This is a genomic window from Acinetobacter haemolyticus (assembly GCF_003323815.1).
Classification (GTDB): domain Bacteria; phylum Pseudomonadota; class Gammaproteobacteria; order Pseudomonadales; family Moraxellaceae; genus Acinetobacter; species Acinetobacter haemolyticus.
The window spans coordinates 2,955,745-2,968,850 of sequence record NZ_CP030880.1 but is presented as its reverse complement, the minus strand read 5'-3'; the positions used below and the strand labels follow the sequence as shown (position 1 = coordinate 2,968,850).

Here is a 13,106-nt window from a genome sequence, read left to right as displayed (position 1 = left end):
GGAGTTCGTATATGAACTTTTCAGTTTATTGGCAACATGCAGATGCAGTAAGTAAAACACTGTATTTTGTTCTTCTCGCAATGTCGATTGCAACGTGGACGATTTTTATTCTACGTATTTTAGGAACACGCCAATTAAAACAACAAGCTTATGCTCAGCTTGCTCAGGCTTTGGCTACACTGAAAGCAAAGTTACAACCACTCACCTTTGAACAGCGTAAAGCGGTTGCTGAACAAGCTTTGCTTCGTCAGATTTCTGCTGAAAAATCGCAAGCTGAAAAAGGCGTTTCAGTCTTGGGTACGATTGCTTCACTTGCACCGTTTGTGGGTTTGTTCGGTACGGTGTGGGGGATTTTCCATGCACTTGTCGCTGTTGGTAAAAGTGGTCAGGCAGGCTTAGCGCAGGTTGCAATTCCTGTCGGTGAGGCATTGATCATGACGGGTCTTGGTCTTGCTGTTGCGATTCCTGCGGTATTGGCTTACAACATTTGTATGCGTTTTAACCGTGGTTTGGCACATGAACTTCAAGATCAAGCACATCTGTTGCTTATCGATACGATGTTGCAACAAGAGACAACGGTAAAAACTGAAGCTAAAGCAACGCAACAAAGTTTAGTTGGAGGTCAAGCTTAAAATGGGCTTTCAATTGGGTGAAGACCACGACAGTGGCATGAATGAGATGAACCTCATTCCTCTGATCGATATTATGTTGGTATTGATGATTATCTTTTTAGTCACAGCAACGGTTGCAAACCCATCAATTCCATTAAGTTTACCAAAAACAACTGCTGAAATTATCGATCCACCACCAAAAGCAATTACGATTAGTATTAATGCCAAAGGTGAAGTTGCTTGGGATACTCAGATCATTAGCTTAGATGAGCTAGAAACACGCTTTGCAGAAGCGGGTCAAGCAACAACAAAACCGACAGTGCAGTTGCGTGCAGATAAAGAATCAAAATATGACACGGTTGCACAAGTTATGTCGCGTGCCAGTGAAGCTGGATTGAGTGATATTGCTTTCGTTAGTGAAAACTAGAGCTAGCGCCTATCATTGAAAAAAAAAGCAACTCTTTCGAGTTGCTTTTTTTTTGCTATTCAGTTTTGAGTAAATCTAAAAACTTAGAGCGTAGCTTGGATAATTTGGGTGGAATACTAAAGTTGCAATAACCTTGGGAAGGATTACGGGCATAGAAATTTTGATGATATTCTTCAGCCGGATAGAAAGTCGGTTCAGGACTTAGTTCAGTCACAATGTTGAGTCCTTCATCCTCTAAACTTTGGATGACCTGTTCGGCTTGTTGTTTCTGCTCTTCATTGAAATAATAAATAACAGAACGGTATTGTGTTCCAATATCATTGCCTTGACGGTTTAATGTGGTTGGATCATGGGTGGTAAAAAACACATTTAAAAGTTGGGTGTAACTGATTTGTTGCTCATCAAAATCGATAAGCACAACTTCAGCGTGTTGAGTATTACCTTGGCAAACCTGCTCATAGCTTGGATTCTGCACAATACCGCCAGCATAACCACTGACTACTTTTTTAACGCCTTTGAGCTGTAAAAAAACTGCTTCTACACACCAGAAACATCCACCACCAAATAGTGCTTGTTGCATTTAAGTCCCCAATTTCTAATTTTATGAATGCCTTTAAAGTAAACGATGTCGACAAAAAGTAAAAGCCCGTGTTTGCAACGGGCTGTGACTTTGATCAAGGTGAATTAGGGTAATGGTTGAACCACCGTAACGAAAGTTACAAGAACTTGTCCAGAAGCATCTAGGAATTTTAGTTCATGTCCTTTCAGCTGGTAGTTTGTAGTTGCAGCTAAGGCATTTGCGTATTGACGTGATAGGTCATTGTTGTCTTTACCAATACATGCCATCTTGGTTGATGCGACAGCACCTAAGCGTAAAATAGCACCTTGGCTTTCGAAGCTTCCTTGAATATTGTTACAACCATCTGCACCAAAAAAGCGTTTAGCTTGAGCATCAAACTGAATCGAAGGTCGTTTTATTGATAACTCATTACTTTTGACTTCGATACCGTTAATATGTGTAGCAATCCACGTGCGATTATATAAATTGATTGTTTCTTTCTGTGATGCGTTTGGAGAGGTGCTTAAAGATTCTGTGGTTGTACAACCCGTCATGATGATCGCAACTGCCAAAGTACAAGAAGCTAATAATGGTTTTAACATAAATGAAAGATCCGAGTCTTTGAGTTTAATGATTTTAATTAAACTTAATAAACGTGGATCTGAGCCGCATATTACGTATCATTTTGTAAATATTGAGATAGGTTTGATTAAGTGAGCAGAAGAATTATTCAGTTTTGGGTAGTCCTGCGCGAATGACTTCAGAATAATATTCACTACTTTGATTTGGTTGTTTGGCATATTGTTCGGTACGTGGATTAATATGTGCCAGTTGATACCATTCTTTCATGCTGTAATTCTGATTCAATGCTTTGAGATCATGTAGATAATTTGGCAAATAACCAGAAGCTAGTAAGCGGTAATCTTTGGGTAATGCTTGCTGGCTAATTGCTTGTGCCATATCAAAGATTAAGGTGGTACAGTTACTGGTCAGGGTGTTATACCATTTTGCTTCCGCACGCAGTTCATCTGCTTTTTTAAGATATTCAATAAATAATGCTTTACGTTCTGCAGCAGGAATTTTGATCGGGAATAAATAAACCTGTTCATTACGAATATTGCTACGTGTATAGACGATATCTTTCTCATCGGATGCAATTAGGCTTAACTCATATTTACGAAAGAATCCTCCGATAGCAGAGAAAGATTCGCCTTTTTCTTTTCGAATTTCGATCGAGAATACCAGTGGTTTTTGATCTGAGAAGTCAAAGCTCACGAGAGTATGTGCGATTTGGGGACCCATCCAGTAGGAGGCAATCACATTGATTCCTGTGATTTTGTTCAGATCAATTGTCCGATCCTCCCAGTGAATGTCATAACTACCATCGGGGTACCAATTAAAGTTTCGTACCTTGTGCAATGTTACAATATCGCCTTTTTTCTCATAGCTGAGTTGCTCAGATACCTCAGGATCCCAGACGCGGTCTTGACGTGCATCTAAAGAAAAATACCATAACAAAGAACAAGCGAACGCGAAACAATAGAGCAGAATATCTGTACGTCGACTAAAAATATGTCCGCTGACATAGAAACCAAGCAAACTCAGTGCGAAAAGTCCCCAAAGAATAATGATAATGCGACTAAAGATCGGACCAAGGGGTTGCTGTATCCATAAGGCTAAACATAGCCAAATACTGGAAAGGATCACGAAAAGAGTAAAGGTACTATGTAAGAACCATATCCCTAATCCAATGAAGAACTCACGTGATCCAATCTCATGCATAACAATTCGCAGTCCATTTTATTTTTGGTAAGTCGCGAACTCGAAGGCGATATTTGATTTTTCATCAGTATGTAGTTCTGAGTTCACTTTTTGAAAATTCTCAGAGATTTTTGGGTAATGTGCATCGCCTTGAACATCTAAATCTACATGGGTCAGTTCTAGGCGGTCAGCAATGGCAAGTGTTTGATTAAAAATCTCTCCTCCACCAATAATAAATAAGGATGCTTTTTCAGAGTGTTGTACGTCTGTAAGTGCAGCATCTAAAGCTTCCTCAATACTATGCGCAATTTTTACACCATCAAATTGCCAAGATGGATCTCGCGTAATCACCCAATTCACGCGATTCGGTAATGCACGTCCCATCGACTCAAGCGTCTTACGACCCATGATAACCACACCACCTTGAGTGATGGCTTTAAAATGTTTGAGATCTGCAGAAATATGCCACGGCAGGGCATTTCCTTTTCCAATGCAGTGATTTTTATCCATTGCCACTACGTGGACAACTTCTGTGCCTTGCCATGCCATAAGTGAGCTCTCTTATCGTTTTAAACTGCAACGGGTGCTTTAATTGCTGGGTGTGATTCATAACCCACGATTTCGATATCTTCAAATTTAAAATCAAAAATATCGGTAATTTCTGGATTCAGTTTAAGCTGGCACAACGGTAGAGGATCACGGCTAAGTTGTAATTTCGCTTGTTCAAAATGGTTCGCATAGAGATGCGTATCACCACCTGTCCATACAAAATCACCGACGCCTAAACCGCAAACCTGTGCAATCATATGTGTCAGCAAGGCATAGCTGGCAATATTAAATGGCACACCTAAGAACACATCAGCACTGCGCTGATAAAGCTGGCATGACAATTTATTATCTTGTACGAAAAATTGGAATAGCGTATGACAAGGCGGTAAAGCAACCTTTCCAGCCTCGTTAGGATTCCATCCAGACACGATTAAGCGACGTGAATTTGGATTGGTTTTAATTTCGTTAATCAGCCATTTGATTTGATCAAAACCATTTTGTTGATAACTACCATCCTCATTTTGAGTTGCACCAAAATTACGCCACTGATGTCCATACACTGGACCTAATTCACCTTCTGGACGACCAAAGCGAGCGGTTTGTTCGGCAGTTGCCCATTCATCCCAAATGGTGACTTTGTTGTCTTTGAGATATTGAACATTAGTATCACCTTTGAGGAACCACAGTAGTTCAATCACGATGGAACGAAAATGGACTTTCTTGGTGGTAAGTAATGGAAAGCCTTTAGAAAGATCAAAACGCATTTGATGACCAAATACTGAACGTGTACCTGTACCTGTGCGGTCACCCTTGTCACCACCATTGTCTAGGATATGTTGTAAAAGGTCTAAGTATGTGCGCATCGTAATTCCTAATCGCAAATTTTATCGGGCTAATCTTAGCAGAATTTATGTGATAAATAATGGTTCAATTGCACGTCATTAATTGTCGTATCATAAAGTTAGCTCTATGTATAAATTCAGCTGCTTGTTTTATATTAAGTTCTATAAATAACGACATGGACAATCAACAAAATGAAGCTTTTACCTGAAAATTTACCGAGTATTTTGCATCCATATCTAGAAAAAATTTCAGCAACTATGTTACCTACTGTCACCATGAAACTCACGCTAAGCGACGAGTTAACGTTATGGCAAAGTAAAATTGGAGGGCAGCCTTATTTACCATTGGATGTAAGTTATCCAACCGATGACAATGGTAATCGATTGGCTTTATTGGCGCAGTTTAATTTCGCTGAAATCCCCAATTTACCGAATTTTCCTGATAAAGGTATTTTACAGTTTTATATCGCTGCAGATGATTTATATGGGATGAATTTCGATGACCAACAGCAGCAATCAAGTTTTAAAGTATTGTTTTTTGATCGAATAATCGAAGATGTAGCACAATTAAAACAAGATTTTTCAGAAGTTCAATTCGGTGAAGATGATTATTTGCCGTTTACTGGGCAATATTCAATTAAGTTTGAATTAGCATCACAACCTATTAGTGTTGAGGATGAAGGATTCAACATAGGATCTGACGACGACGACTTTTATGATGCATATAGCAACACATTTGCTTCAACAGGACATCGTTTAGGCGGATATCCATTTTTTACACAAAGTGATCCACGTGGTTATAACAAAAGTATTCGAGACTATATTTTGCTTTTCCAACTTGATACGGACGACGCTAAGAACGATATTATGTGGGGAGATTCAGGTGTGGGGAATTTCTTTATTCACCCAGAAGATTTGAAGAAAAGAGATTTCTCTAAGGTGCTCTATAACTGGGATTGTTGTTAAATAAAAAAGCGGATGAACTTTCATCCGCTTTTTAAGTATTGAATCTTATTCAGTCACGAAGGTTACTTTACCATCGCTGAGGGATTTAACGCGTGCCAAAGACTCTACACGATAGCCTTTTTCGAGTAAGACATCACGACCAGGTTGGAATGACTTTTCAATCACGATCCCTACTCCAACCACTTCAGCATTGGCTTGATGAATAAGGTCAATCAGGCCCAATGCCGCTTGGCCATTTGCCAAGAAGTCATCAATCACAAGTGCTTTATCACTTGAACTGATGTGCTTGTTAGAAATAGCAATTGTACTTTCAGTTTGTTTAGTAAATGAAAACACTTTAGAACGATAAAGATCATCTTTTAATGTTAATGACTGATATTTGCGAGCAAAAATCACAGGCACACCAAGCTCTAGACCCGCCATGATCGCAGGTGCAATACCTGATGCTTCAATGGTAATAATTTTGGTAATGCCAGCATCTTTGAAACGAGCAGCAAATTCTTTGCCGATCTGCTGCATGAGCACAGGGTCGATTTGGTGATTCAAGAAAGCGTCAACTTTCAAGACTTGATCAGATAGAACGATACCTTCATTTAAGATTTTCTGTTCTAGAGCGTACACGGGAGAATCCTCTAAACGGATGCTTTTTCAAGCAAAGGCATATTTTAAAAAGCATCAAAAAAATTGCAAGCCATAAATTAAAGCTTTGTTGATATTTCACAGAACTTTACGATGTTTGGTATATGGCTGCAATTTTAGCGCTGATTAATTAGTTTTACCCGTATAGCCCGTTAATAAAAGCCCATACGAAGATTTTCCGTCATTATGTGTCACCTTGACAGGGAGATAATCAAGTTTTGGCGCGAGCCAGAATACCGTGTTGCGTTCTGGTTTGTCGTGCTGAAGTACGACTTTAATTGTGTTAAAAGTCCCATAATTAGTTTTGATGGTTTCAGTACCTTGGCGAATAAAACGGCGCTCATCCACGGCTTTACTATCTGCAATAAAGTAGCGTGTTTGTAAGGTGTTACCATTTTTGAGATCCTCACGAACTTGTAATTCGGCATTCAGCTCATCTAAAACACCATCTTTCCAAGGGAAAGAGCGCTTTTTGTCATCTTTCTGGGTGCTAATTACTTTCGCACTAGGATTAAAGTTGATGTTCATGGTGTTGTTATGAATCAAGATCTTACTGGTACGACTAAATTTTTGCGATGTGATTTTATTGTCAGCAAAGCTAAATTGACTGGTTTCAGAGGCAGAGGCGATACCACCAGCACGTGCGTTAAAAGAATATGTCCAGTTATTACCTTGTTGAGCGAGTGTACGTGTTGCAGAACCTAGATTTTTGTTATTGTAGCTAAATTGATAGTTTGCTTGGAATGGGGTCATTGCCAAAGCATGACTAGATAAACTGCCGCATAGAATCGCTGCAGATGTTACTGTTGCAATACCGAGCACTTTTGATAATTTCTGTGTCATAACGTTGAGTCCTTAGAGCGAATACGAGGTATTTGCACTCATTTATCAGGAAAATTTAGATTTATTATGCCTGTAGATTGTGAAGAAAAGTTCAGCCTTTTTACTAAGCGCTTGTTAATTTTCGTATAAATCGTAAAGGTGGAGGCTCAATGGGGTAGGTGTAAAGTAATAAGTAAACCCATTGAGCATTTTATTTATTTTCTTTTCGCCTTCTTCTGTTGAATGGGCGTCACAGTACTATCTTCTAACTCATCTTCACCAAAATCATCATCATTCGGTGGGTATAGAATCGCAGTGAGATTGACATTGCCCCACACGATGAGCTCAGCAGGTCGGACCCTTGCTCGGTTGACATGAACCTTACTCAAAGTTTCGATAATGCTTGGCTTTTTCCCAAACCAGCGATTTAGATCGAGATAGAGTAAATCATCTTTCACCGTTACAATTTCAAAATGCGCTAAAATTTTGCCTAAAGGATCTTCTTCCTTAAATTTTTGGTAATACCAAATCGCAATATGGAAGCCCCATTTTTGAAAAATGTTTTTGAATTTTGCTTCGATCACTTGAGTATTACTAATTTGTTCAAACACCATCAGTTGAACATCCTGATTCATTTCCATTTGAATCAGTTTTAAATCAACGGATAGCGTCGTGTGTAAGCCTTTTACATCCAAAGTGGTGTATAGACGTAACCAACCATCATATAGATCTGCATGTAAATCTTGCATGATTTCGACATTATTGGTGACGTACCGCTCCATTGTGGCATTTACAAATACTTGTGAAAGTGGGAATTCTCTTTCTTCTTCAATGAAATCTTCGGCTTTTTGGTAAACTTTACGTAGACGTTTAACAACAGATGAAAGTAGCGTTTGCATAAAAGTTGTTCCAGAAAGTGAATGGTGTATTCGCCATCTTTGCTTAACTAAAAAGTAAAAATTAAATTTGTGGCTTGCAGTGTAGCAAAATTAATTGCTACATTTTCATAAAATGATGCGATGGAAGCACTCAAGCTATAAGTGGATCACATTTTTTCGTACTTTTGAATATTGGTTTGGTTTTTTTATGCGGTAGCTGCCGTTGGGGATGAGACATTTTTGTCGCTTATATACCATGTGGAATAAAATAAATTTTCGTACTCAAATGACTTCCTTTTGGTGGCAAGATCCGATTTTTGTTGGAGCAGTTGTTATTGCAATCATGGTACATGGCCTCGTACTGACAACACAATTTTCGATGCCGTCACCTACTGATACATCAACCAAAGAAATCGCCGTGTCTGTACGTCCAAGTCAAGATAAGGTCGAGCATGCAGATTTTTTAGCGCAAACTGATCAACAAGGATCAGGTGAATTTCATCAAGCACATCGTATGTCTAGTGATATGCCTACGCCAATGCAAAGTGATGCAACCACAGGAGAGCATGAGCTAGAAAGTCTCGAAACCATACAACAGAAGCGTGAACTCCTCTTTGAGGAAAAAGTGTTAATGACAGTGTTAAGTTGGCAAAAGCAAGCTGAACAGAATGAACGTAAGAAAGCATTAGAAGAATTACAAAGTCAATTTCAAGCCAAAGCTGCGATGGTGGCAAGTTTAGAAGCGCAATATTTACAACGCCAACAAAATTTTAGCCGTAAGCAACGTATTAAAACGGTTGATGGGATACAAGCGAAACAAGATGCATCGGCAGCATATCTCGATAAATTCCGACAAAAAGTTGAGTTGTATGGCAATCGTTATTATCCCGATGCGGCAAAACAGCAACGCTTAGCGGGTGAAGTACGTTTAATGGTGATTTTAAATGCGCAAGGCGGTATCCGAGCCATTCGTTTAATTGAGAGCTCAGGACATCCGATTTTGGATGAAGCAGCTCGTGCTTCTGTTCGCCGTGGTGCACCATTTGGAGCTTTTGACAGCAGTATGAAAGATATTTCTGAGTTACGCATTATCCGAACATGGCGTTTTGATCCAGTGGATGCTGAATTTGAAGTGCATTGAATAATTAAATAACCAAAGGTCAATAAATAGTGAGTTTGAGTCCAAGTGATAAAATAAAATTATGGAGTCCAAATGCTTTAGCATGTTGGTCTTTGTTAGTTACTCCAATTTTTAGCAGTTTTTACTTATTTAATAATGCTCAAAAATTGAATGATATTGAAAGACAGAAAAAAGCGCGTAATTGGATTATAGCGGGTTTTGCAATTTGGATACTTTCTACTTTTTGTGCAATAAATTTTCCTAATAATAATGGGTTAGTAAATGGACTCTCTCTTTGGTACCTCATTATTTGGTATTTCGCCTATATACGTCATGAGGCACAACATATAAAGCAAAGACTTGGGCAACATTATGTTGGTCATTCTAAGAAAGAATGGTTTATTTTAATTATTATTGGTTTATGTTTTCGTTTACTCTTAATTTTTATATCGATTTTTCTTATTTCGTTGTTCTAAAGGAATAAATGTGGATAACTTAAATGTTATTCACAATCCATTTTGACTAGAGTAAGCACGCTCAACTTTGCAAATTTCTACATTAAAGTGTTGGTACCATATTTCTTTACCTAGCCGCTGAGCAACTTGATGTTCAGCGTCTTGTTGCCAATGTCTGATATCTTCAAGACTGTGCCAATAAGACAAAGCAATTTCAAAGCCATTTTCACTACATGCTTCGAATTTGATACAGTTAAATTGGCTTAAAGCTTTATTTCTCAGCTTTTGTGCCATTTCAGAGTAAGTTGCATCGAGTGTATTGATTGTGGCTTTAAAAATGACAACATACATAAGCGTTTCAACTAGATTTCATCAGCTTGGTAAGGATTGGCAATGTTGAGTTTCTTCAAAATTGCTATTTCTAATGCTTCCATCTCTTCAGCATCAGATTCACTGGTTTCATGGTCATAACCGAGCAAATGCAAAATGCCATGTACCAATAAATGTGTGAAATGATCCATCGGTGTTTTTTGTTGCTCTTTCGCTTCTTGCAAAACCACAGGCATACAAATGACCAAATCACCCAAAGGTTCAGCATCTAGCAAACTTAGCATTTCCTCTGGAATGTCACTTGGAAAAGAAAGTACATTTGTTGGTTTATCTTTTTCCCGATATTGCAGATTTAGTTCATGGCTTTCTGCTAGATCAACACAAGCAATGCCAATTTCACAATCAGCATCGAAACCGACATGACGTAATGCGGTTTCGATGTGTTTTTTGATTTGACCACGTTTCAGTGGTAACTCAGCAGTTTGAAAGTCTTGTTGCAGACTTAAATTGATTTTCAAAATAAACCCTTAATCATCTTAATGCTGTGCATCCGCTTTTTCATCGTTCTCAGCAATTAGAGCTTCTTGCTTGGCTTTACGTTCGGCACGAGCTTCAGCTGACAAGCGCTGTTGTTCGCTGTCCCAACCTTCATAAGCTTCTACAATTTTTTGTACTAACTGATGACGAACCACATCTCGAGAGTGGAAGCGGGTAATATGAATTTCGTGTACATTTTCCAGTACACGGAGTGCTTGTGCTAAGCCTGATTGCTGTCCACGTGGTAGGTCAACCTGTGTCACATCACCTGTAATCACAGCACGAGAACCAAAACCTAAGCGTGTGAGGAACATTTTCATTTGCTCAGGTGTGGTGTTTTGCGCTTCGTCTAAAATCACGAATGAATGATTGAGTGTACGCCCGCGCATGTAAGCAAGAGGCGCAACCTCAATCACTTGGCGTTCAATTAGTTTGGCAACTTTCTCAAAACCGAGCATCTCATACAAAGCATCGTATAGTGGGCGCAAATATGGATCGATTTTTTGAGTAAGATCACCCGGTAAGAAACCTAGTTTTTCCCCAGCTTCGACAGCAGGGCGAACCAATAAAATACGTTGAATTTCATTGCGTTCTAACATGTCAACCGCAGCGGCAACCGCTAAGTAAGTTTTACCTGTACCTGCGGGACCAATACCAAAAGAAATATCGCTTTGCAAAATACGTTGTACATAGCGCTTTTGGTTAGCGCCGCGAGGATTAATTCGTCCTTTGCGCGTTTGAAAATACACATCTATCGGCGCGTCATATTCATCCAACTCCTCACCCACCAACTCGAAATCACGCTCGGATTGTGAGGATTGAATCATCAGATGTAACAGATCAGCGCTGATTTGTTGTGATGTTTCAGACTCTTGATAGAGCCGTTGCAATAATGCTTCGGCTCTTTCGACCGTTTCTATATCACCATCGAGATAGAACGCATCTCCTCGGTGAGTAATTTTGACATCTAAACGTTGTTCGATTTGTTTTAAATGCCCGTTATATGCACCGAGCATGCTTTTTAAGCGTTCCATGGAAATCTCAGGGAACATTACTGTACGTCGAATCGCTGCAGTCAAGAGAAGCCCTTTTTGTTGACTTATAAGAATACCTCTACATTACGCCACGTCAGGTTCAAGATTCAAGAGTTCACCATAAACTAAATTTAAAGTTTTAATTTCAGTAATCTCGATTTCAGCAAAACGACCGACCCAAGCTGCATCGCCTATAAATGTAACCAGACGAGTATTATCAGCTGTCCCAATCAAGATATTTGGATCTTTATCAGATACTTTCTCAATTAAGACACGTTCGATCTTACCGAGCATGGCATCAGTTTTATCGATGCTTGAGCGTTTAATAACCTCTTGAACTTGTGCAAGACGATCCTTTTTCACTTGTTCAGGTGTGTCATCTGGAAGATCAGAGGCAGGTGTCCCCGGACGTTTTGAATAAACAAAACTATAAGAGTGATCAAAGTCTAAATCTTTAATGAACTGTAAGGTTTCTGCGAAATGTTGATCCGTTTCGCCAGGAAAGCCAATAATGAAGTCACTTGATAAATGCATATCAGGGCGTACTTTGCGTAACTTGGCTATTTTATCGATATAGACATCAATGGTGTGGTTACGTTTCATCGCCTGCAGCACATCATTCGAACCGCTTTGTACGGGCAAATGCAAGTGTGAAACCATTTGCGGTAAATCACGATAACATTGAATCAACTCATCTGAAAACTCAAGTGGGTGAGAAGTGGTATAACGTAAACGTCCAATACCTGGAATTTCTGCCACTAAGCGAAGTAATTCTGGGAATGTGCAAATTCCGCCTTCAAAAGTTTCACCACGATAACCATTTACGTTTTGACCAAGTAGGCTGATTTCACGAACACCTTTTTCAGCCAACCCAGCGATTTCTGCTAGAACATCATCTAATGGTCGTGAAACTTCTTCACCACGAGTATATGGTACCACGCAGAAAGAACAGTATTTTGAACAGCCTTCCATAATCGAAACAAATGCTTTAAAGCCTTCGACGCGAGGTTCTGGTAAGAAGTCAAATTTTTCAATATCAGGGAAGGAGATATCGACCAGTTTAATTTTTTCTTTCTTTGGTTTTTCAACTTGCGCTTGATGTTGATCTAACATTTGTGGCAAACGGTGCAAGGTTTGCGGACCAAATACCATATCGACATAAGGCGCACGTTTTTGAATGTTGTCACCCTCTTGAGAGGCAACACAACCACCGACACCAATCACGAGGTCAGGATTTTTCTCTTTGAGTTTGCGCCAACGGCCGAGTCCACTGAATACCTTTTCTTGTGCTTTTTCGCGAATAGAGCAAGTATTCATTAAAAGAATGTCAGCTTCATTTGGATTGTCAGTGAGCACATAGCCATGTGAATCACCTAACAAATCTGCCATACGATGACTGTCATACTCATTCATCTGACACCCTTGCGTTTCAATATATAACTTCTTCATTGAAACATCAGCGGTGTGCATTGGCTGGGTAACAGTGTTTTCTGAGGCAGCGTGTGTCGCACTTGGAATGAATGTTTGAACCGTCATGCAGGCTCCTAAACAAGATGGGTTTAAATAAACGGCGGAT

Annotated in this window: 17 protein-coding genes; 5 read left to right on the top strand and 12 right to left on the bottom strand. The window is 39.4% G+C overall.

Features of this window, described 5'->3' with window-relative positions; translation table 11 throughout:
* Positions 1 to 11 precede the first annotated feature (11 nt).
* Both DS737_RS13720 and DS737_RS13715 read left to right on the top strand, forming a co-directional pair.
* Positions 12 to 632 carry a MotA/TolQ/ExbB proton channel family protein gene (locus DS737_RS13720; protein WP_004637822.1) on the top strand — a complete coding sequence of 207 codons (621 nt, stop codon included), beginning with the start codon at positions 12 to 14 and terminating at the stop codon, positions 630 to 632.
* Position 633: 1 nt separating this feature from the next.
* Complete coding sequence (locus tag DS737_RS13715; RefSeq protein ID WP_004637823.1) at positions 634 to 1,038, top strand: ExbD/TolR family protein; 405 nt, start codon at positions 634 to 636, stop codon at positions 1,036 to 1,038.
* A gap of 55 nt (positions 1,039 to 1,093) precedes the next feature.
* On the opposite strand, the gene msrA is transcribed toward DS737_RS13715, so the two are convergent.
* From msrA to thyA, 5 genes are all read right to left on the bottom strand, one after another.
* Positions 1,094 to 1,618 carry a peptide-methionine (S)-S-oxide reductase MsrA gene (msrA, locus tag DS737_RS13710; RefSeq protein WP_005088147.1) on the bottom strand — a complete coding sequence of 175 codons (525 nt, stop codon included), beginning with the start codon at positions 1,616 to 1,618 and terminating at the stop codon, positions 1,094 to 1,096.
* 104 nt (positions 1,619 to 1,722) lie between these two features.
* Complete coding sequence (locus DS737_RS13705; protein WP_005088148.1) at positions 1,723 to 2,199, bottom strand: META domain-containing protein; 477 nt, start codon at positions 2,197 to 2,199, stop codon at positions 1,723 to 1,725.
* 124 nt (positions 2,200 to 2,323) lie between these two features.
* Positions 2,324 to 3,379: an Lnb N-terminal periplasmic domain-containing protein gene (locus DS737_RS13700; protein ID WP_004637827.1), complete on the bottom strand. Its 1,056-nt coding sequence runs from the start codon at positions 3,377 to 3,379 to the stop codon at positions 2,324 to 2,326.
* An 18-nt stretch (positions 3,380 to 3,397) separates the two neighbouring features.
* Positions 3,398 to 3,907 carry a dihydrofolate reductase gene (locus DS737_RS13695; RefSeq protein WP_004637828.1) on the bottom strand — a complete coding sequence of 170 codons (510 nt, stop codon included), beginning with the start codon at positions 3,905 to 3,907 and terminating at the stop codon, positions 3,398 to 3,400.
* Between the two features lie 20 nt (positions 3,908 to 3,927).
* Positions 3,928 to 4,770 (bottom strand): thymidylate synthase, encoded by an 843-nt coding sequence (gene thyA / locus DS737_RS13690; protein ID WP_004637829.1) that lies wholly within the window; start codon positions 4,768 to 4,770, stop codon positions 3,928 to 3,930.
* A 171-nt stretch (positions 4,771 to 4,941) separates the two neighbouring features.
* On the opposite strand from thyA, the gene DS737_RS13685 reads away from it, so the two are divergent.
* On the top strand, positions 4,942 to 5,715 hold the full coding sequence (locus DS737_RS13685) for a YwqG family protein (RefSeq protein WP_004637830.1): 774 nt from the start codon (positions 4,942 to 4,944) through the stop codon (positions 5,713 to 5,715).
* A 45-nt stretch (positions 5,716 to 5,760) separates the two neighbouring features.
* On the opposite strand, the gene DS737_RS13680 is transcribed toward DS737_RS13685, so the two are convergent.
* The 3 genes from DS737_RS13680 to DS737_RS13670 all read right to left on the bottom strand — a co-directional run bounded on the left by DS737_RS13680 (position 5,761) and on the right by DS737_RS13670 (position 8,075).
* Positions 5,761 to 6,336 (bottom strand): xanthine phosphoribosyltransferase, encoded by a 576-nt coding sequence (locus DS737_RS13680; RefSeq protein WP_004637831.1) that lies wholly within the window; start codon positions 6,334 to 6,336, stop codon positions 5,761 to 5,763.
* Between the two features lie 144 nt (positions 6,337 to 6,480).
* Entirely contained in the window at positions 6,481 to 7,197 is a 717-nt protein-coding gene (locus DS737_RS13675; RefSeq protein ID WP_113997764.1) for a DUF3108 domain-containing protein, read from the bottom strand.
* A 194-nt stretch (positions 7,198 to 7,391) separates the two neighbouring features.
* Positions 7,392 to 8,075 (bottom strand): hypothetical protein, encoded by a 684-nt coding sequence (locus DS737_RS13670; protein ID WP_004637833.1) that lies wholly within the window; start codon positions 8,073 to 8,075, stop codon positions 7,392 to 7,394.
* A gap of 235 nt (positions 8,076 to 8,310) precedes the next feature.
* Here DS737_RS13670 and DS737_RS13665 point away from each other — a divergent pair, with 235 nt between their 5' ends.
* Positions 8,311 to 9,195, top strand: coding sequence for an energy transducer TonB (locus DS737_RS13665; RefSeq protein ID WP_017394567.1), 885 nt, complete (start codon positions 8,311 to 8,313; stop codon positions 9,193 to 9,195).
* A 29-nt stretch (positions 9,196 to 9,224) separates the two neighbouring features.
* A complete protein-coding gene (locus tag DS737_RS13660) occupies positions 9,225 to 9,650 on the top strand; it encodes a hypothetical protein (protein ID WP_162784530.1) in 426 nt (141 codons plus the stop codon).
* A gap of 30 nt (positions 9,651 to 9,680) precedes the next feature.
* Here DS737_RS13660 and DS737_RS13655 read toward each other — a convergent pair whose 3' ends face one another.
* The 4 genes from DS737_RS13655 to miaB are packed head-to-tail and all read right to left on the bottom strand — an operon-like array spanning position 9,681 to position 13,066.
* On the bottom strand, positions 9,681 to 9,980 hold the full coding sequence (locus tag DS737_RS13655) for an antibiotic biosynthesis monooxygenase family protein (RefSeq protein WP_113997762.1): 300 nt from the start codon (positions 9,978 to 9,980) through the stop codon (positions 9,681 to 9,683).
* Positions 9,981 to 9,991: 11 nt separating this feature from the next.
* Positions 9,992 to 10,477, bottom strand: coding sequence for an rRNA maturation RNase YbeY (gene ybeY, locus DS737_RS13650; protein ID WP_113997761.1), 486 nt, complete (start codon positions 10,475 to 10,477; stop codon positions 9,992 to 9,994).
* Positions 10,478 to 10,495: 18 nt separating this feature from the next.
* Entirely contained in the window at positions 10,496 to 11,575 is a 1,080-nt protein-coding gene (locus tag DS737_RS13645; protein WP_017394568.1) for a PhoH family protein, read from the bottom strand.
* 39 nt (positions 11,576 to 11,614) lie between these two features.
* Positions 11,615 to 13,066, bottom strand: coding sequence for a tRNA (N6-isopentenyl adenosine(37)-C2)-methylthiotransferase MiaB (gene miaB, locus DS737_RS13640; protein ID WP_004637839.1), 1,452 nt, complete (start codon positions 13,064 to 13,066; stop codon positions 11,615 to 11,617).
* Between the last annotated feature and the right edge of the window lie 40 nt (positions 13,067 to 13,106).